The sequence below is a fragment of the Bradyrhizobium tropiciagri genome (assembly GCF_018130545.1).
Classification (GTDB): domain Bacteria; phylum Pseudomonadota; class Alphaproteobacteria; order Rhizobiales; family Xanthobacteraceae; genus Bradyrhizobium; species Bradyrhizobium tropiciagri_A.
Genome location: NZ_JAFCKF010000006.1, coordinates 364,587 through 382,566 on the forward strand (window position 1 = coordinate 364,587; position 17,980 = coordinate 382,566).

20 protein-coding genes and 1 tRNA gene are annotated in these 17,980 nt (G+C 64.8%); 12 read left to right on the plus strand and 9 right to left on the minus strand.

From position 1 onward, the window contains the following. Positions 1 to 9: 9 nt before the first annotated feature. The 6 genes from JQ616_RS26875 to JQ616_RS26900 all read left to right on the plus strand — a co-directional run bounded on the left by JQ616_RS26875 (position 10) and on the right by JQ616_RS26900 (position 5,886). Positions 10 to 816 carry a crotonase/enoyl-CoA hydratase family protein gene (locus tag JQ616_RS26875; RefSeq protein ID WP_212019763.1) on the plus strand — a complete coding sequence of 269 codons (807 nt, stop codon included), beginning with the start codon at positions 10 to 12 and terminating at the stop codon, positions 814 to 816. Next, a complete protein-coding gene (locus JQ616_RS26880; RefSeq protein WP_212019765.1) occupies positions 813 to 1,235 on the plus strand; it encodes a PaaI family thioesterase in 423 nt (140 codons plus the stop codon). Before JQ616_RS26875 ends, JQ616_RS26880 begins: the two co-directional genes overlap by 4 nt. Before the next feature lie 23 nt (positions 1,236 to 1,258). After that, a complete protein-coding gene (locus JQ616_RS26885; RefSeq protein ID WP_212019767.1) occupies positions 1,259 to 2,071 on the plus strand; it encodes an SDR family oxidoreductase in 813 nt (270 codons plus the stop codon). Between the two features lie 220 nt (positions 2,072 to 2,291). Further along, positions 2,292 to 4,826, plus strand: coding sequence for a bifunctional diguanylate cyclase/phosphodiesterase (locus JQ616_RS26890; protein WP_212019769.1), 2,535 nt, complete (start codon positions 2,292 to 2,294; stop codon positions 4,824 to 4,826). Between the two features lie 198 nt (positions 4,827 to 5,024). Beyond that, positions 5,025 to 5,321: a PepSY domain-containing protein gene (locus JQ616_RS26895; RefSeq protein ID WP_249137288.1), complete on the plus strand. Its 297-nt coding sequence runs from the start codon at positions 5,025 to 5,027 to the stop codon at positions 5,319 to 5,321. 10 nt (positions 5,322 to 5,331) lie between these two features. Next, entirely contained in the window at positions 5,332 to 5,886 is a 555-nt protein-coding gene (locus tag JQ616_RS26900) for a cytochrome b/b6 domain-containing protein (RefSeq protein WP_212019773.1), read from the plus strand. Positions 5,887 to 5,898: 12 nt separating this feature from the next. Here JQ616_RS26900 and JQ616_RS26905 read toward each other — a convergent pair whose 3' ends face one another. From JQ616_RS26905 to JQ616_RS26915, 3 genes are read right to left on the minus strand one after another with little or no spacing between them, the layout of a single operon-like run. Then, positions 5,899 to 6,573, minus strand: coding sequence for an LON peptidase substrate-binding domain-containing protein (locus JQ616_RS26905; RefSeq protein WP_212019775.1), 675 nt, complete (start codon positions 6,571 to 6,573; stop codon positions 5,899 to 5,901). 30 nt (positions 6,574 to 6,603) lie between these two features. Further along, the gene (gene trxA, locus JQ616_RS26910) at positions 6,604 to 7,524 is read right to left on the minus strand and encodes a thioredoxin (protein ID WP_212019777.1); all 921 of its coding nucleotides are present in this window, start codon (positions 7,522 to 7,524) and stop codon (positions 6,604 to 6,606) included. 42 nt (positions 7,525 to 7,566) lie between these two features. Continuing rightward, positions 7,567 to 7,899, minus strand: a complete 333-nt coding sequence (locus JQ616_RS26915) for a hypothetical protein (protein WP_212019779.1) — start codon at positions 7,897 to 7,899, stop codon at positions 7,567 to 7,569. Positions 7,900 to 7,960: 61 nt separating this feature from the next. Here JQ616_RS26915 and JQ616_RS26920 point away from each other — a divergent pair. The 4 genes from JQ616_RS26920 (at position 7,961) to JQ616_RS26935 (ending at position 11,285) form a co-directional block, all read left to right on the plus strand. Then, positions 7,961 to 8,035: transfer RNA gene (locus JQ616_RS26920), tRNA-Gly, on the plus strand. Positions 8,036 to 8,273: 238 nt separating this feature from the next. Beyond that, on the plus strand, positions 8,274 to 8,951 hold the full coding sequence (locus tag JQ616_RS26925; RefSeq protein ID WP_249137290.1) for a DUF2865 domain-containing protein: 678 nt from the start codon (positions 8,274 to 8,276) through the stop codon (positions 8,949 to 8,951). Positions 8,952 to 9,220: 269 nt separating this feature from the next. Beyond that, on the plus strand, positions 9,221 to 10,498 hold the full coding sequence (locus JQ616_RS26930) for a PQQ-dependent sugar dehydrogenase (protein ID WP_212019781.1): 1,278 nt from the start codon (positions 9,221 to 9,223) through the stop codon (positions 10,496 to 10,498). A 205-nt stretch (positions 10,499 to 10,703) separates the two neighbouring features. Beyond that, positions 10,704 to 11,285, plus strand: a complete 582-nt coding sequence (locus tag JQ616_RS26935; RefSeq protein WP_212019783.1) for a c-type cytochrome — start codon at positions 10,704 to 10,706, stop codon at positions 11,283 to 11,285. A gap of 239 nt (positions 11,286 to 11,524) precedes the next feature. Here the strand turns inward: JQ616_RS26935 and panE are convergent, their stop codons facing one another. The 4 genes from panE to JQ616_RS26955 form a co-directional block, all read right to left on the minus strand. Then, positions 11,525 to 12,445, minus strand: a complete 921-nt coding sequence (gene panE / locus JQ616_RS26940) for a 2-dehydropantoate 2-reductase (protein WP_212019785.1) — start codon at positions 12,443 to 12,445, stop codon at positions 11,525 to 11,527. A 117-nt stretch (positions 12,446 to 12,562) separates the two neighbouring features. Next, positions 12,563 to 13,168: a 2-hydroxychromene-2-carboxylate isomerase gene (locus tag JQ616_RS26945; protein ID WP_433996005.1), complete on the minus strand. Its 606-nt coding sequence runs from the start codon at positions 13,166 to 13,168 to the stop codon at positions 12,563 to 12,565. Positions 13,169 to 13,294: 126 nt separating this feature from the next. Then, positions 13,295 to 14,644, minus strand: a complete 1,350-nt coding sequence (locus JQ616_RS26950) for an MATE family efflux transporter (protein WP_433996006.1) — start codon at positions 14,642 to 14,644, stop codon at positions 13,295 to 13,297. Between the two features lie 84 nt (positions 14,645 to 14,728). Continuing rightward, positions 14,729 to 15,316 carry a DUF2239 family protein gene (locus tag JQ616_RS26955; protein WP_212019791.1) on the minus strand — a complete coding sequence of 196 codons (588 nt, stop codon included), beginning with the start codon at positions 15,314 to 15,316 and terminating at the stop codon, positions 14,729 to 14,731. 131 nt (positions 15,317 to 15,447) lie between these two features. Between JQ616_RS26955 and JQ616_RS26960 the strand changes: the two genes are divergently transcribed. Then, a complete protein-coding gene (locus JQ616_RS26960) occupies positions 15,448 to 16,113 on the plus strand; it encodes a glutathione S-transferase family protein (RefSeq protein ID WP_212019793.1) in 666 nt (221 codons plus the stop codon). Positions 16,114 to 16,121: 8 nt separating this feature from the next. Here JQ616_RS26960 and JQ616_RS26965 read toward each other — a convergent pair whose 3' ends face one another. Continuing rightward, positions 16,122 to 16,547, minus strand: a complete 426-nt coding sequence (locus JQ616_RS26965) for a DUF1330 domain-containing protein (protein ID WP_249137291.1) — start codon at positions 16,545 to 16,547, stop codon at positions 16,122 to 16,124. A 107-nt stretch (positions 16,548 to 16,654) separates the two neighbouring features. On the opposite strand from JQ616_RS26965, the gene JQ616_RS26970 reads away from it, so the two are divergent. Then, a complete protein-coding gene (locus JQ616_RS26970; protein ID WP_212019797.1) occupies positions 16,655 to 16,990 on the plus strand; it encodes a GIY-YIG nuclease family protein in 336 nt (111 codons plus the stop codon). 1 nt (position 16,991) lies between these two features. On the opposite strand, the gene JQ616_RS26975 is transcribed toward JQ616_RS26970, so the two are convergent. Further along, positions 16,992 to 17,867, minus strand: a complete 876-nt coding sequence (locus JQ616_RS26975) for an SDR family oxidoreductase (protein WP_212019799.1) — start codon at positions 17,865 to 17,867, stop codon at positions 16,992 to 16,994. Positions 17,868 to 17,980 lie beyond the last annotated feature (113 nt).

Genomic DNA, 17,980 nt, shown 5'->3' on the forward strand with positions numbered 1-17,980 from the left:
AGCGCCGCCATGACGACCGATCGTGTCAGCCTGAGCATCGCCAACGGCGTCGCGGACATCAGGCTCAACCGCCCGGACAAGCTCAATGCGCTCGATCCCGACATGTTCACGGCGATCGCCGACGTCGGCGCACAGCTCGCGGCCAACCCGAAGGTCCGCGCCGTGGTGTTGTCGGGCGAAGGCCAGGGCTTCTGCGCCGGCCTCGACATGGAGCGGTTGATCGCAACGACCGAGGGCGAATCCATCCTGCCCTTTGCCGATCTCGGCCAGCGGACCCATGGCATTGCCAATCTCGCGCAGCATCTGGTGTGGCTTTGGCGCGAGCTGCCGGTGCCGGTGATCGCCGCCGTCCACGGCATCGCGTTCGGCGGCGGCTTCCAGCTGATGCTCGGTGCCGACATCAGATATCTCGCGCCGCGCACGCGCCTTGCCGTCATCGAAGCGAAATGGGGATTGGTGCCCGACATGGCCGGCACGCAACTGATGCGCCATCTCGCGCGCGAGGACGTGGTCCGCGAGCTGACCTACACCGCGCGGGTGTTCTCCGCCGACGAAGCGCTCGGCTACGGCTTCGCGACCCGGATCGTCGAAGACCCGCGCGTCGCTGCGCTTGAGACGGCGCGTGCGATCGCGGACCGCAGCCCGGACGCGATCCGGTCCGCCAAGCGGCTGCTCAATCTCGCCGCCGATCGCGACGCGGCAACCGCGCTCGCGGCCGAAACGGCCGAGCAGGCACTGCTGCTCGGCACGCCCAACCACGTCGAGGCGGTCAGGGCGAATCTCGAGCGACGCGCCCCGCAATGGAGCTTTGCATGAGCACCGGCCAGGGATTCGATCTGGATCGTCTCGTCGCGACGAATGCGTCGGCGGCGTTCAACCGGCTTGCCGGCTTCGAGGTGGTCTCCGCTGGTGCCGGCGAAGTCGTGCTTCGCATGGCCTGGCGTGACGATCTCACCCAATATGCCGGTCACCTGCACGCCGGCATGATCGCGGCACTGCTCGATACGGCTTGCGGATTTGCCGCCGCGTCGATCGTGGGCTCGGTCACCGCATCGCATTTCTCGATGAATTGCCTGAAGCCAGCGGTGGGCCGCAGCTTCACCGCCAAGGGCGCATTGCTGCGCGCCGGCCGCCGGCAGGTCTTCGCCCGTTCGGAACTCTTTGCCGAGAACGAGCAGGGCGAAGCGGTGCTGGTTGCGACCGGCGAGACGGTGCTGATTCCGCTCGCCGGCTGACCGGTCAACATTGGAGCTTGAATATGTCTCTCGTTCTCGTCACTGGCGGGACGGGCCATCTCGGTCGCGATCTCGTCGATCACCTCGTCCAGGCAGGGCACCCGGTGCGTGTCTTTGCCAGGTCGCGGCAGGCACGGACCGATGTCGAGTGGGCGATCGGCGATCTCGCCACCGGGCAAGGCTTGCGTACCGCCCTGAACGGCGTGCAGATCGTGATCAATGCCGCAACGGATTCGCCGATCGTTCGACGCGGTGGCTTCAGGCCGATCGACTTCTTCAAGTCACCATCGGCGGTGGATGTCGAGGGGACCGCGCGGTTGCTCGCCTTCAGCCACGACGCCGGCGTGCAGCATTTGCTTCACGTCTCGATCGTCGGGCTCGACGAAGCGACACTGCCCTATGCACGCGTCAAGCTTGCGGGAGAGCAGTTGGTCCGGCAGTCGCGCGTTCCATGGTCGGTGGTTCGCGCCATGCCGTTCCACTATCTCCTTTGGGATCTGCTGGCAGGCATGTCCGCTCTCCCGGTGTGGCCGATACCTCGTGCGACATTCAATCCGGTCGATACGCCGGACGTTGCGGACTATCTCGTCAGATGCGCCTTCGACGGAGGACGAGGCATGCGCGCCGAGATCGGCGGACCTGACGAGCTCAGCCTGATCGAGATCGCCCGGCAGTTTCAGGCCGCACGCAGCCTGCGCCGTGCGATCCTGCCCGTACCGCTGTCGGATCGGGCTGCACGCGGAATGGGCTTCGTCGTGAGCCAAGGGGTCCGCGGCACACGGTCATGGGCGGATTGGTTGAAGCAAGCGTCTGCGCAGCGGCGGTCGGCCGCCTAATGGGTTGCTGCCAGCAAGTAAACGCCGGCGTGTAAGGCTTAAGCCAAAGGCAGAATAAGTCCGCGCCATTGCAGAGCGTCGGCAAAATTTATGGAGCCATCAATTTCCGTGCGGAATCGGCTTACGCGCGGATAACCATGCCACCGAAAGTTGCAGAAAATTATCGAGAAGACAACTCAATCGGCCTAGCCTGTTCGTGCGGAAAACCATGGACCGGCGCATGTTTCGTGTTCTGACGTGTCTTTCAGGTGAGCATGACTGGCGGCTCGTTCTGCTCGCCGGACTGGTCTGTTTCGTTGCCAGCATCGTTGCCGTCAACATCTTCCACCGCGCGATCGCGTCGCAAGCGCGGACGCGGCTGATCTGGATCGCAATCGCGGGCGCGGCGATCGGCTACGGCATCTGGGCAACGCATTTCATCGCCATGCTCGCCTACGAGCCGGGCGTGCCGACCGGCTACGGCATCGTCCTGACGGCGCTGTCGCTCGCCGCGGCGATGACGCTGACCTCCGGCGGCCTCGGCCTCGCCGCCAGCGATTCCAGTCCATGGCGCGCCCCGGTTGGCGGCGCGGTGATCGGCGCCGGCATTGCCAGCATGCACTATCTCGGGATGTGGGCGCTGGAAGTGCCGGGCCGCGTGGTCTGGTCGCTTGACCTCGTGGCGGCGTCCATCCTGCTCGGCATGTTGTTCGGCTATGCCGCGCTGGCGATCGCGGTCCGCTATCAGGACCGTTGGATGTCGCTCGTCGCGTCGCTGCTGCTGACGCTTGCGATCGTCTCGCATCACTTCACCGCGATGGGCGCGGTCGAGATCGTTCCGGATCCGCTGCAGACGCCGGCGGCGCTGTCGCTCTCGCCTGCCTTCCTCGCCATCGTGATCGCCGGCGTCGCGCTCTCGGTGCTCGGGATGAGTCTGGTCGGCGTGCTCGCGGACCGGCGCCTCGCGCTTCGCACCCGCCGCTTCGAGGAGATCATCAGCCAATTGTCGCTGGCGCGTCAGCAGGTCGAGGCATCGCAGAAGGAGCTGGAGGAACAGCGGCTGCGGCTGGATACGGCGATCAACCACATGGGCGAGGGCCTCTGCATGTTCGATGCGGAGAAACGCCTCGTGGTGTGCAACGAGCGCTATGCCAAGATGTACCGGCTGCCGGCTGAGCTGCTGCTGCCGGGCACGGCGCATCGCGCGATCATCACGCATCGCATCGCCAACGGTATCCTCAAGGGCGAGACCAGCGACCGCGCGGCAACGCAAGTGCTCGCGACACTGAATGCGCTGCCGGCCGGCGAGATCAGCAGCCGGGTCGACGAGCTCTCCGACGGTCGGTTGATCTGCGTAACCCGACAGCCGATGCCCGGCGGCGGCTGGGTGGCGACCCATCGCGACGTCACCGAGCAGCGGCGCGCCGAGGCCAAGATCACCCATATGGCGCAACACGACGCACTGACGGACTTACCGAATCGCGTGTTGCTCAAGGAGTGGATGGAGCAGGCGCTCTCCGGCGCGCGGTGCGGTGGGCCGAGCCTTGCGGTGCTGATGCTCGATCTCGATCGTTTCAAGGACGTCAACGACACGCTGGGACATCCGGCTGGCGATGCGCTGCTGAAGTCGGTGGCAGCGCGGCTTCGCCGGTGCGTCAGCGACACCACGCTGGTCGCGCGGCTCGGCGGCGACGAGTTCGCGGTGATCGACTATGTCATCGATCCGGTTACGGAAGCGGGCTTGCTCGCGGAGAAGATCAGAAAGGCGCTCAGCGAGCCGATCGATCTCGGCCATCATCGGGCGACCACCACGACCAGCATCGGGATTGCGATCGCGCCGCGCGACGGCACCGATTCGGATGAGGTCCTGCGCAGCGCCGACCTTGCGCTCTATTCGGCCAAGAGCAGCGGACGCGGCTCGTTCCGCTTCTTCGAGCCGGAGCTCGATCGGCTGCTGCAGGCCCGGCGCAGCCTCGAGCGCGACATGCGCAGTGCGCTCGCCAACGGCGAGTTCGAGTTGCACTATCAGCCGTTCATCCATGTCGCGAGCGGGGAGACCTGCGGCTTCGAGGCGCTCTTGCGATGGCATCACCCGCAGCGCGGCATGGTGTCGCCGGTGCAGTTCATTCCGCTGGCGGAAGAGACCGGCCTGATCGTGCCGCTTGGCGAATGGGTGCTGCGCACCGCGTGCGCGGAAGCCGCCAAATGGCCCGATCATCTGAAGATCGCGATCAATCTGTCGCCGGTGCAGTTCAGGAGCCCGGAGCTGGTCCCGGTGATCGTCCACGCGCTGGCGAGCGCGGGAATATCGCCCGACAGGCTCGAGCTCGAAGTCACCGAAACCGCCATCATCCAGGACAGCGAAGCGGTGTTCGCGGCGCTCAGCCAGCTGCACGATCTCGGGGTGCGGATTGCGCTCGACGATTTCGGTACCGGCTACTCGTCGCTGAGCTTCTTGCAGAAGTTTCCATTCGACAAGGTCAAGATCGACCGCAGCTTCGTGTCCGAACTCGCGAGCGCAACCGACGAGTCGCGCCGGATCGCGCGCGCGATCGTTCGCTTTGCGGTCAGCCTCGGCAAGACGACGACCGCCGAAGGCGTCGAAACCAGGGAGCAGTTCGACATCTTGCGCGCCGACGCCTGCGTCGAAGTGCAGGGCTTCCACTTCAGCCCGCCGGTGCAGAGCGAGAAGGTCGCCCAGATGATCGGCGGGCGTGTCCAGCCTGCGGCCGAACGCCCCGTGGTTCGTCGCGCAATGGCGGGCGCCGCGTCCTGATTGAGAGGATGAGGCGTAAGGCCGCAGCACGCGGACAAAGCTGAATTGCGCGTGGAGCGCAAAGCGGTTTTCGCTACCGTTAGAATTTCTCTAAAGCCTGTCTCTGCCGCGCTTGCTTGACTTGGCAATCGCCCCAGCATTGTTCACGCATGTGTCCTGCGCGATGGCGTCGTGGGCATGATCGTCAACGGAGGGGAGATGCGCGTGAGAGTGATTTTGAGCGCTGCGCTTGCAGTGTGCGTACTTGGGGGCGCTGTGGGGCTGACCGGATCGGCGGCGCTTGCCGACGGCTACAAAACCTGCACCAAGCTCGACAAGGCGTCGTGGAAGCCGGCAAGCGATGCCGAAGCCAAGGCCAAGGCGGCCGGATACGAGGTGCGGCGCTCGAAGGTCGAGGGCTCCTGCTACGAAGTGTACGGCGTCAAGGAAGGCAAGCTCTACGAGCTGTTCTACAGCCCGGAGGATCTCAGCCTGAAGCACACGATCGCGAAGTGAAGCCGGCGCGATGACGGAGGCGGCGCCGGGCGCCCGCGGCGCGACTTATGTGCGGGTCTGGGACCTGCCGCTGCGGCTCTGGCATTGGGCGCTCGCCATCCTCGTCCTGGTCGCGTGGGTGACGCCCAACGTCCATGACCGGCTGCATCGGCTGGCGGGTTATTCCGTGATCGCCCTGCTGGCGTTTCGCCTGGTCTGGGGCTTTGCCGGCACGCGCTATGCGCGTTTCGGCAAGCTCATGGTTCGCCTGCGCGCGGCGCCGCGCTACATCTGGAATCTCCGGCGCGGCATCACCGGGCGCTATATCGGGCTCAATCCCGCCGGCACCGTAATGCTGGTCGCCTTGCTGCTGCTGCTTGCGGTCTCGGCGATTTCAGGTGCAATGGAAGTCACCGTGACCTTCTTCGGCGTCTGGTGGGTCGAGGATACTCACGCCTATGCCTCGGATGCGGTCATCATCCTCGTTGGCCTGCACGTGCTCGGCGTCATCGTGGTGGGACTATTGCAGCGTCAGAACCTGGTGCGTGCGATGTTCACCGGACGCAAGCGGCTCCGCAATCGCTGACGGGCGCGGAGCTTACTGGACGGGCGGGTCGCCCGAGGTGCGCTTCTTGGCGAGGTCCATCTCGGTGACGGCGATCAGGATCTCGGCGCGGGTCTTCAGGTCGGGCGCTTCGAGCATCGCCTGCTTCTCGGCCGGGCCGTAGGGCGACATCATCGCCAGCGCGTTGACCAGCGCCTCGTTGGGCGCGGACTCAATGCCCTCCCAGTCGACCTTCAGATTGTTGGCCTCCAGGAAATCGGCGAGCACTTCGAGCAGCGCCTTGCGATCCACGGCGTCCTCGCCCTTGCGCGCGGTGAAGTCGCCGGTGAAGGAGAAGAAGTCGACCTTGCACTGCCGGTACGCCGTCTGCACGGTCAGCTCCTCGACCACCTTGAAGCGCGCAACGCCGGTCAGTTCGAGGATGTAACGGCCGTCGCCGGATTCGGCGAGCTGGGTGATGCGGCCGACGCAGCCGATCCGGAACAGCACCGGCTTGGACTCTTTCTGCGAATGCGCCACATCGGGCTGGATCATGCCGATCAGGCGATGGCCGTCGCGCAGCGCGTCGTCGATCATCGCGAGATAGCGCGGCTCGAAGATGTTGAGCGGCATCTGGCCGCGCGGCAGCAGCAGCGCACCGGGCAGCGGGAACACCGGGATGATCTCCGGGAGCTCGCCGGGCCCGCGATATTCGGCATTGATCGGCATTTGCGGTCCCGCTGCTGTGACGGGCGTGCGTTACGAGAACAGGATCGTCGACAACCGCCGGCGCCCCTCGACGGTTGCCTCATCGGTGCCGCCCCACGCCTCGAAGAACTGCACCAGCTGCTTGCGTGCGCCGTCGTCGTTCCACTTGCGGTCGCGCTTGACGATGGCGAGCAGTTGCTCGGTCGCTTCGCTACGCTTGTTCATCGCGTTGAGCGCGGTCGCGAGATCGAAACGGGCCTGATGATCGAGCGGGTTGGCGGCGACTTTCTGTTCCAGCTCGGCGATCGGGCCGACCGACTGCGCCTGCTCGGCGAGATCGATCGCGGCCTGCACCGCCTTCACCGCGGCGTCGTTGCGCTTGGATTCGGGCACCATCGCCAGCGTCTGCTTGGCCTGCTCGACCGCGCCCGACGTGATGTAGCACTTGGCGAGACCGGCCAGCGCGGCGATGTTGGTGGCGTCGTGCGCCAGCACCTCGGCATAGATCTGCGCGGCCTGGGCGGCGTCGCCCTCGGCCAGCACGGCGTCGGCCTCGGCCAGGATCTCCGCGAGGTTGGGCTCGCCGGCGGCGGGCACACCCTTGGTGATTTTCTCGATGAAGGCGTTGACCTGGCTCTCCGGCACCGCGCCCATGAAACCATCGGCGGGCTGGCCGTTGACGAAGGCGATCACGGCAGGGATCGACTGGATGCCCATCTGGCCCGGGATCTGCGGATGCTCGTCGATGTTCATCTTGACCAGCTTGACCCGGCCCTTGGCGTTCTTGACCGCCTTTTCCAGGATCGGCGTCAGCTGACGGCACGGGCCGCACCAGGGCGCCCAGAAGTCGATCATGACCGGCTGGCGGCGCGATTCCTCGATGACGTCCTTGACGAAGGTCTGGGTCGTCGTCTCCTTGATCAGATCGGGCGCTGCCTGGGGCGTGGGGCCGCCCTGCTCCATTATCGTCACGTTGTCCTCGCCTGCTTCTGAGGTCGGAAATCCCGGGGCGTTCTAGCACGCTCCGAGCGGCACGTTCAGCCGTTCTGTCAGGCTAAATGGCGGTCGGAAGGCAAAATTCAATCGCTTGCCGCCCGTCCCGTTCCATCGGCTGGGCCCGGCGACCGGGCTGAAATCCAACGCGACCACCTGCCGCGGCGAATTGGCGCCGCCGGCCGGCTGATCGAGAGCGGGCTCGAATCGCTGCGGGATGAGATGGCTTTGAGCCCGGTTCCGGCCGAAACATAAAAAGAAATCGTCGCCGCGGCCGGTTTCGGCCGAATCGGGGTCAATTTTTAAGGAAACCGGACGATTTCGTGAGGTTCGGACCGCGCTCTTGTGTTGCATTCACAGACGGCATTTGGCATAGGTCTGCCGTTGCCGGCGAGCGATCGCCGCCATTTCGGATGCGGGTGTAGCTCAGTGGTAGAGCACGACCTTGCCAAGGTCGGGGTCGAGGGTTCGAGCCCCTTCGCCCGCTCCAAAATATCTCGCTGACCGAGCTGACAGTCTGATGAAGGCCCGCCCATTGGTGCGGGCTTTTTGTTGTTCGGCGGTTCTCGTGGTTGCCGCGATCTCGGGGGCAAGATGCCGCGGCCAGCGACGGCCGCTTGCGGCTTTCGTCAACCGTCAAACGGTGCATTCTCAAAACTGAAGGAAATCTGTGGTTGTGTCGGTGTCGGAATGGCTGCCGCTCGCCCTCCGACGCGGCACGCAAGTGAATGATGTCGATCAATTGGACGCCAGATCCCGGGTTGAACCGCCGCTTGGCTCGCGCATGTGTTGCAGCGCTGGCCGTGCTCGCCGGCAATTGGATCTGCGCGCCGGCCTCGGCGCAGCAGTTACCGAGCGATTCGGCGTACGCCCCGGCGCCCAGTTTTTCTCCCATGCCCGGCTTTGCGCCGGCGCCTGACTTCGAACCCGCCGAACGACCAAGACCCCGGGTCTACGTCACGACGCGGTCGCACTGGGGCGGTCGACAGCAGTTCTGCGTCCGGACCTACGACGGCCGCTTCTTTCCGCTGCCGCGCGTGAGCGAGGCGACGGATCTCCGGGCATGCGAGGCGGCCTGTCCCACTGCCGAGGTGAAGCTGTACTCCGGCTCCGATATCGACAGCGCCAGAACGGAAGCGGGCGACACCTACAAGGAGCTCGCTAACGCATTCCGCTTCCAGCGCGAGATCGTGCCGCAATGCGCGTGCAGCGCCAGTGCATCCACCGGCCTGTCGCCGATTTCGATCGAGGACGACATGACCTTGCGGACCGGCGACATCATCGCCGCCGATGACGGCTTCAAGATCGCGGCGATCACCAGTGGGCAAAAACGCAGTGTGATGTTCAGGCCGCTGTCGAGTGCCAAGGCGCAGGCGCTCGGCCTGGCGCGCCCTTCATCACGATAGTGGCGATCGCGAGCGTTAGCTTCATTCGAATATTACGCTGCGGTGCAGAATGCCTTGTTATCAGGCAGGGCTTTGCAGGAAAATTTCGTTCGAATTTTCGTCTCACCTTGTTTTGACGCAGCGCACACCATCGCATGCGCTTTTCAGCGTCGATGGATGTGCTACCATTTTGCCGTCTGACCTACCTCACAGACCGCCACCATCATCTCTCAGGGCGTTCAAAATCAATAACAGGCAAGCTGCAATGGCTTGCGTAGGGGAGTGACGCGATGAAGTCCGCTTTCAACCGATCAATACTTGCGTTCGCGGCGATTGCGCTGCTGGCGGGGACGACCTTCGCCAGTGCGCAGCAACAAACGGACAAGAACCGGGCGTTGAAGAAGTACGAATCCGGCAACAAGGAATTCTGGACCCATCCGCCGGATGACTGGTTCCTCGGCGACGAGACCGAGGCGCAGAAGGGCCTTGCCCCGCCATCCGGTCCGCCGACCGGCGCCTCCGACGCCGAACTCGCCACCATGATGAAGAAGATCAAGCTGCCGCCGGGCTTCAAGATCGAGGTCTATGCCTCGAACGTGCTCGCAGCGCGGCAGATGGCCTGGGGCGACAAGGGCACGCTGTTCGTCGGCTCGTTCGGCCTCGGCAATGTCTATGCGATCAAGGACAACAACGGCAAGAAAGAGGTCAAGACCATCCTCAAGGGCCTCAACATGCCGACCGGCCTCGCCTTCCGCGACGGCGCGCTCTACGTCATCGCGGTCGACAAGCTGATCAAGTACGACAATGCCGAAGCCAATCTCGACAATCTCGGCAGCGGCAAGGTGGTGTATGACGACATGCCGTCCTATGCGGCGCATGGCTGGAAATACATCGCCGTCGACAAGGACGGCTGGTTCTACATTCCGTTCGGACCTCCCTTCAACATCGGCATCCCGCCGACCTCGGTGTCGCAGATCCGCCGCGTCGATCCGAAGACCGGCAATGCGGAAATCTGGGCGCTTGGCGTGCGCAATTCGGTCGGCGGCGACGTCGATCCGCGCACCGGCAAGTACTGGTTCACGGAAAATGCCCGCGACTGGATCAGCGACGATCTGCCGAGCGACAAGCTCAACATGATCTCGAAGATCGGCGAGCATTTCGGCTATCCCTATTGCCACCAGGGCGACCTGCCGGATGCCAAGTTCGCGATGGGTCACAAGTGCTCGGAGTTTACCCCGCCGGTCTACAAGCTCGGTGCACACGTGGCTCCGCTCGGCATGAAGTTCTATACCGGCAGCCAATTCCCGGCCGAGTACAAGAACAGCATCCTGATCGCCGAGCACGGCTCCTGGAACCGGCACAAGTACCAGGGTGGCCGCATCGTGAAGATCACCGCGAGCCCCGACGGCAAGAACGCCAAGCAGGAAATCTTCGCCGACGGCTGGATCCAGGGTGACCAGGGTTATCTCGGTCGTCCCGCCGACATCCTGCTCGACAAGGATGGCTCCATCCTCGTCGCCGACGACTGGGCCGGTGCGATCTATCGCATCAGCTATAGCAAGAAGTAACGACTGAACGCGCGAGGGGGCTGCGGTGGCCAGGAGGCGGCCGCAGCCCCTGTTGCGATCGGATAACGGAACCACCTCGTCATGCCCGGACTTGATCCGGGCATCCATCGAACCAAGAAACCTTCATCAAACCAGATGGATTGCCGGGGCATCCTCGATCAACGCGAGGACAGGCGCCCGGCAATGACCGCCGGAGAAACTCACAATGCGCGTTGTGTCCCTCGGAATGCTGTTTGCGTCGGCGATCGCGCTGACTTCGTCCGCCCAGGCCGCGGACAATGCCGCCGTCAAGGAGAAGGCCGAAGTCTGCGCCGGCTGCCATGGCGAGAACGGCATCTCGCAGACCGAGAACATTCCCTCGCTGGCCGGCCAGCTCGACCAGTACATTCAGTGGCAGCTGGTGTTCTTCCGCGCCGGCGCGCGCAAGAACGAGCAGATGCAGCCGATCGTCGAGCAGCTCAGCAACGAGGACATCCGCAATCTCGGCGCCTATTTCGCCTCGCTGACGCCGTTCAAGGGCGGCAAGGACGACAATCCGGACTTGTCCGAGAAGGGCAAGCAGGCCGCTGCCGGGCGCCGCTGCGCCTCGTGCCATGGCGATACCTTTGCCGGCACCAAGGCGGTCGCCCGCATCGCCGGCCAGCGCGAGGAATATCTCGTCAAGGCGCTGCACGACTACAAGTCCGGGCAGCGCTCCGGCGGCGCGCAGGCCGCGATGGCCGACGTCGCCTATCCGCTGAGCGACGAGGAGATCACCGCGCTCGCGCATTATCTGGCGCATCTGTAACCGCAAAGACAGTGTCGTCCCTGCGAAAGCAGGGACCCATAACCATCGGCTTCAATTGTCTTGAACGGATATCAACCCGCACCGCCTCAAATCGAGAGGCCGCGGCGTATGGGTCCCTGCTTTCGCAGGGACGACGGGGACAGTGCGTAGCCCGGATGAAGCGAAGCGCAATCCGGGGCCGCTGTCTCAGTTGAACGACCATACCCGGATTTCGCTTCGCTCCATCCGGGCTACAGGACTTAGCCGCCCCGCTGCTTCTCATACGCCTTGAGATGCGTATACGCGGTGCGCAGCTTCGGCACCGGAATCTTGGCGGCGTCGGCGCGCACGATCAGGTCGCCGATCACGTGGTCGGCCTCGACCGGCAGCCCGGCCTTGATGTCGCGGAACATCGATGCGGTCATCGGCGAGCCTTCGGTGGTCAGGAGCCCGCGGGTGCGCTGGAAGAACGGACCGGCCGGACCGTGGCCGGCGTCGGCGGCGATCGCGCTGCATTCGTCGAGGATGCCGAGCAGGAAATCCTTGCCGCCGGGCGCCGCCAGAATGTTCCCTACTGAGGTCCGCATCAGGCTGGTGGAGGCGGCGAGCGAGGCCAGGAACACCCATTTCTCCCACATGTCCTGCATCACGTGCTCGCTGGCGGCCGCGCCATTGATCGCGGAGAAGGTCTCTGCAATCGCGCGTACGCGGTCCGAGATGCCGCCGGCGCGCTCGCCGAAGCCCAGCGCCTGCATCGGCTGCAGCTGCACTACCTCGCGCTTCTCGTTCAGCGTCGCCGCGATCGCACAGAGACCACCGAGCACATGCTGGGCGCCGAACGTCTTGTCCAGCGCATCGAGATGCTTCATGCCGTTGAGCAGCGGGATGATCGCGGTTTTGTCGCCGATCGCTGGCGCAAACGACTTGATCGCGTCCTCGAGATCGAACGCCTTGCAGCTCAGCAGCACGACGTCGAACTTGTCCGAGAGCTTGTCGGCCTGCACGGTCGGCGGGTTGTTCAGCGTGACATCACCGTTAGGGCTCTTGATCACGAGCCCGGCCGAGGCGAGCTCGGCGGCGCGGCGGGGGCGCACCAGGAAAGTGACGTCGCGGCCGGCCTGAAGCATCCGGCCGCCGAAGTAACCGCCGATCGCACCGGCGCCGACCACGAGAACGCGCATGGGAATTTGTCCTTCTTTGTTGTCACCCGGGTGAGGGGGCGAATAATGAATGCGGGTAACGAATAGAGTGGGATGTCAGTGCGACATTCGCTACGCGAACTTCACCGTCCGCTCATCTCACTTTCCCGACACCAGTTCCTCGACTTCGCGCAGCTGCTCCTTGCCGAAGAAGATCTCCTTGCCGACGAAGAAGGTCGGCGAGCCGAACGCGCCACGCTCGACGGCGGATTGGGTGTATTCGATCAGCTTGCCCTTGACGTCGGCGTCCTGCGCCCGGGCGAACAGCTTGGCGGCATCGAGGCCGGAGGACGCCAGCGCTTTGCCGGCGATCTCCGGGTCGTCCATCTTCTTCGGCTCGACCCACATGTGGTGGAAGGCGGCTTCGACATATTTCTCGAACACGCCTTCGATCTGGGCGGCGACCGCCGCGCGCATCAGGTTCAGCGTGTTGACCGGGAAGAACGGGTTCCAGACGTAGGGCTTGACGTTGAAGCGCTTGAGGAAGCGCTCGGTCTCGATCTTCATGAACTCGGGCTTGTTCTTGACCCCCGCCAGCGTCTCGGCCGGCGACTTGTTGTTGGTGGCCTTGAAGATGCCGCCGAGCAGGACCGGGACATATTCGAATTTGACGCCGGTGCGCTGTTCGATCGCCGGGATCGCCTCATGGCTGAGAAAGGCGTTGGGGCTACCGAAATCGAACAGGAATTGCGGTTTCTGGCTCACGGCGGTCTCTCCCTCGGCTTGTCTCATTTTGGCTTGTCTAGTCTGGGCTCGTTGTAGCATGGGCCTGCTGAGGCAGGCGCCATTCGTAGAATATGATAATCATCATGTGAGCCGCGGCGCGCGATGTCAAATCAGCCGCTTGATGGTCTGCTTGCGCCATACCAGGGCGTAATAGGCCATCTGCAGCACGAACATGGTTGCGAAGGTGGCGGGATAGGCGATCCAGATGCCGCTGATGCCGATGGTCCGGCTGAGCAGGATCGCGACCGGCACCTCGACCAGCCCGATCGCCAGCATCGAGATGAACAGCGGCATCCACACCGTGCCGCCGGCGCGCATCGCGCCCGAGAACACGGTTGCCATGCCGAACAGCACCATGCTCCAGAGCACGATGTACAGCAGCTGCTGCGCCAGCGCGAGCACCGCGCCGTCGACGATGAAGAAGCCCATCAGCGGCCGTGCAAAGAGATAGCCCAGCACGACAAGTCCGCCGGTCAGTGCGAGATTCATCTCGATCCCGGTCCGGACGATGGCGCCGACCCGGGCGGAGTCGCCGCGGCCGATCGCCTGCGCGCCGAAGATCGACACCGAGATCGCGATCGAGATCGCCGGAAATTGCACGTAGCCGATCACTTGGTTGACCGCGCCATAGGCGGCGGTGGCGTCCGAGCCGAAGCCGTTGACGAGGCCGAGCAGCACCAGTTCGGCGAGCGAGACCACCACCATGCCGATCGCCGTGGGAATGCCGAGCCGCAGCACGATGCGCAGCAGCGCGCCGTTCGGCCGCATCGCGCGCAGGAACGCGGCGTCGAAGGCAAGCGCATGCTTGTGCCTGAGCATATGGACATGCAGCCACAACAGCGTCACCACGCCGGAAACCGCGGAGGCGACGGCCGCGCTGGCGACGCCGAGCTTGGGCAGGCCGAGCCAGCCGTGGATCAACGCCGGCGTCACGACGAGGCCGACGATGGTCGAAACCGTCAGCGCCACCAGTGGGGTCACTGTGTCGCCGACACCGCGCATCATGGCGGTGAGCAGCAGGAACGCGAACGTCACCGGCATCGCGATCATCATGATCCGCGCATAGGACGCCGCGGCGTCGAGCACGTCAGGCGGCGTCGCCAGCGCGATCAACAGCGGGCGGGCGAACGAGCCGCCGAAGATCGCGATCGCCAGCGCCAGCAGCAGCGTCACGGTCATGGTGGTGCCGGCGACGGCCTTGACGCGGTCCGGTTCGCCGGCGCCCCAGGCCTGGCCGATCATGACCGAGGCGCCGGCGCTCAGCCCGATCACGAAGGAGATGAAGAAGAACATCACCGGGAAGAACACCGACGCCGCGGCGAGTGCGTCGACGCCGATCATCTGGCCGAGATAGATGCCGTTGATGGTGCCGAACAGCGATTGCAGTACGTTGCTCAGCAGCATCGGCGCCAGGAACGACAGGAAGGCTTTGCGCAGGGACGGGGGATTGGACACGTTCAACTTCCAGATCTGAGTTAGCCGGGACGGCGCGCAGGTCGAATCACGACCCGCGCGGTCACCATTTCGCGCGAGAGCGCGCTAGTCCGCTTGATCGCTATAGGCGAGCTTGACCGTGTGATCGCGGATGTCGACCGGCCAGTCCGCGATCAGCGTCGTAAAGCGGCGCCGGTCGTGCGCGAACAGGGCGCGGATCGCGTCCTCGTAGTTCGGACGGTTGCCGGCCATCGTGGTCATGAAGCGATAGGCGGCCTCCTGCGCTGCGCGCGTGCGGTCCTTGTCGCCGCTCGAGCGCCGGGCCTCGTCGATCAATTTGCGAATCGCAACCGAGGCGCCGCCCTTCTGCTGCGCGAGCCAGTCCCAATGCCGCGGCAGCAGCGTGATCTCGCGTGCGACGACGCCAAGCTTGGGACGTCCTGGGCCGCGTGGCGCGGCCGGCGCCGCCGGCTCCTCGCTAGGCGGCGGCGCGAGCTTCGGCAGCCGGGCCAGCACGTCGTCGACCGAGCCGCGGTAGTCGATGTCGACCAGCGCCGAAGTGCGGCCGTTGAACACCAGGATCGCGGCGTCCTTGCGCCGCTCCAGCAGTTGCTTGGCGGCGCGGGCAACGTCGCTGAGGTCGCCGGCTGCGATGCAGTGCTCGTTCTCGAAGGCAACGTAGGCTGGGTTCATAGCTGATCTCTTTGGTTACGCGACATATTGCCCGGGTAATTTGGGGTAACCCGGGCGCATTCATCTCGACTTTCTTGTGTCAGGCTGGCACCAAGCGCGGCCCAACTGCGCTGCCACCCGAGAGGACGCCCATGCTGACGGTTCATCACCTCAACAATTCCCGCTCGCAGCGCGTGCTGTGGCTGCTCGAGGAATTGGGCGTGCCCTACGAGATCGTGCGCTACCAGCGGCAGCCCGACATGCGCGCGCCGAAGGAGCTGCGCGCGATCCATCCGCTCGGCAAGTCGCCCGTCGTCACCGACAATGGCAACACCATCGCGGAGTCCGGCGCGATCCTCGAATACATCATCGCGACTTACGGCAATGGCCGCCTGATCCCGCCGGCCGATACGCCGGAGCGGCTGCGCTACACCTATTGGCTGCACTATGCCGAGGGCTCGGCGATGACGCCGCTGCTGCTCAAGCTGCTGTTCACGCTGATGCCGAAGCGCGCGCCGGCGCTGCTGCGGCCCTTGGTGCGCAAGGTGTCGAACACGGCGCTGTCCACGCTGGTCAATCCGCAGCTCAAGCAGCACATGGCCTATTGGGAAGGCGAGCTCGGCAAGAGCGAGTGGTTCGCCGGCAGCGAGTTCTCCGGTGCCGACATCCAGATGAGCTTTCCGCTCGAGGCTGCCGCCGCGCGCGGCGGGCTCGAGGACGGTCACCCCCGGTGTGTTGCGTTCCTCGAGCGCATCCACGCCCGTCCGGCCTATGCGCGGGCGCTGGAGAAGGGCGGGCCGTACCAGGTCGGCCGGTAACAGCTGGCTCATCGCGGCAACTCGACCAGCGGCAGCAGGCGCGAATCCGCCAGCGCTGCCGTGCGATGCCCGGTGCCGGCGAGATAGGCCTCGGCCACCGCGAAGGCGAGGAAGGCACCGCGGCTCTTCTGCCGGATCAGCATCGCGCGGTCCCAACGCTCGCCCTCGGGCCCGATCAGGAACGCGCCGGCTTCAGCCATCAACAGGATGTCGCCGCCGCTCTTCCGCAGATGCGGCAGCGTGTGCGCGACATATCGGTCGTAGGCCTCCGCACCCGTGATCGGCTGCGATGGGGTGAGCTCAGGGTTTTGCGAATAGTCGGCGATCTCGCGGAAGCGGAGCAAATTGAGCATCACCAGCTCGCCCATGATCTCACGCTGGGCGAAGTCGCGCCCGGCATTCCAGGTCGGTTCGAGATAGCAGGCGGTGTCCATTGTCGGTCGTCCCATCGGGGTTCGGATGGCGCCGTTTTACCCGGGCATAATTGCCTTGTCAATAATACCCGGATATAAATGGTGCGACCGTGATAACAGGAGCCGCCATGAAGACCGAGGACCGCAAGCAAGCCATCGCCGACTACAAGAAGCGCGCAAGCGCAGCCGGCGTGTTCGCGATCCGCTGCCGCGCCACCGGCGAGGTCTGGGTCGGGCAGGCACTCGATCTGGAAAAAATCCAGAACCGCATCTGGTTCACGCTGCGGATGGGCAGTCATCGCAATGCCGAGCTGCAACGCGCCTGGACGGCGCATGGCGCAGACAGTCTCTCGCTCGACACGCTGGAGCGGATCGAGGACGAAGAGCTCGCTTATGTGCGCGATGCGCTGCTCAAGGAACGCGTGCAGCACTGGCGCACGGAGCTGAAGGCGTTCGCGGTCTAGCTTAGTGTGACGGCAGCGCCTGCACGGTGACCTCGGGTGGCGGCACGTCGTCGTCGGGTACGAAGAAGTCCGACATCAGCGGCACCGAGGGATCGACCCGATAGCGCTCGAAGTCGCGCACGCCATTGGCATAGAGCACCTTGTCGTCGATGCAGAAATGCCCGGTGAATTCGCGCGATGGCCGGGTGATGATCGCATAGGCCGCATCGCCCATGATCTCCGGCGTGCGGCTGGCGCGCATCATGGCGTCGCCGCCCAGCAAATTGCCGACCGCGGCGGTCGCGATCGTGGTGCGCGGCCACAGCGCGTTGACGGCGACGCCGGCCGGTTTCAACTCGCCCGCCAGTCCGAGCACGCACATGCTCATGCCGAACTTCGCCATCGTGTAGGCGGTCGAGTTCTCGAACCATTTCGTCTTCATGTCGAGCGGCGGTGACAGCATCAGGATGTGCGGATTCTCCGCCTTCTTCAGGTGCGGGATGCAATATTTCGACACCATGAAGGTGCCGCGGGTGTTGATCCCCATCATCAGATCGTAGCGCTTCATGTCGGTCGCCTGCGAATTGGTCAGGCTGATCGCGCTGGCGTTGTTGACGCAGACGTCGATGCCGCCGAACTCGGCGACGGTCTGCTCGATCGCCGCCATCACCTGGGCCTCATCCCTGATGTCGCAGATCACGGGCAACGCCTTGCCGCCGGCAGCGCGGACCTCGTCGGCGGCGGTGTAGATCGTGCCCTTCAGCTTCGGATGCGGCTCGGCGGTCTTCGCCGCGATCGCGACATTGGCGCCGTCACGCGCCGCCCGCAGCGCGATCGCGAGCCCAATGCCGCGGCTCGCACCCGAGATGAACAGCGTCTTGCTTTTGAGCGATGTCATGAGAACCTCCTGTGAGGGACGCACGAGACGATGGCTCCCTCTCCCCCTGTGGGAGAGGGTTGGGGGTGAGGGGTATCTCTCCGCACGGCGTACGGCATGGATAGACCGCGACC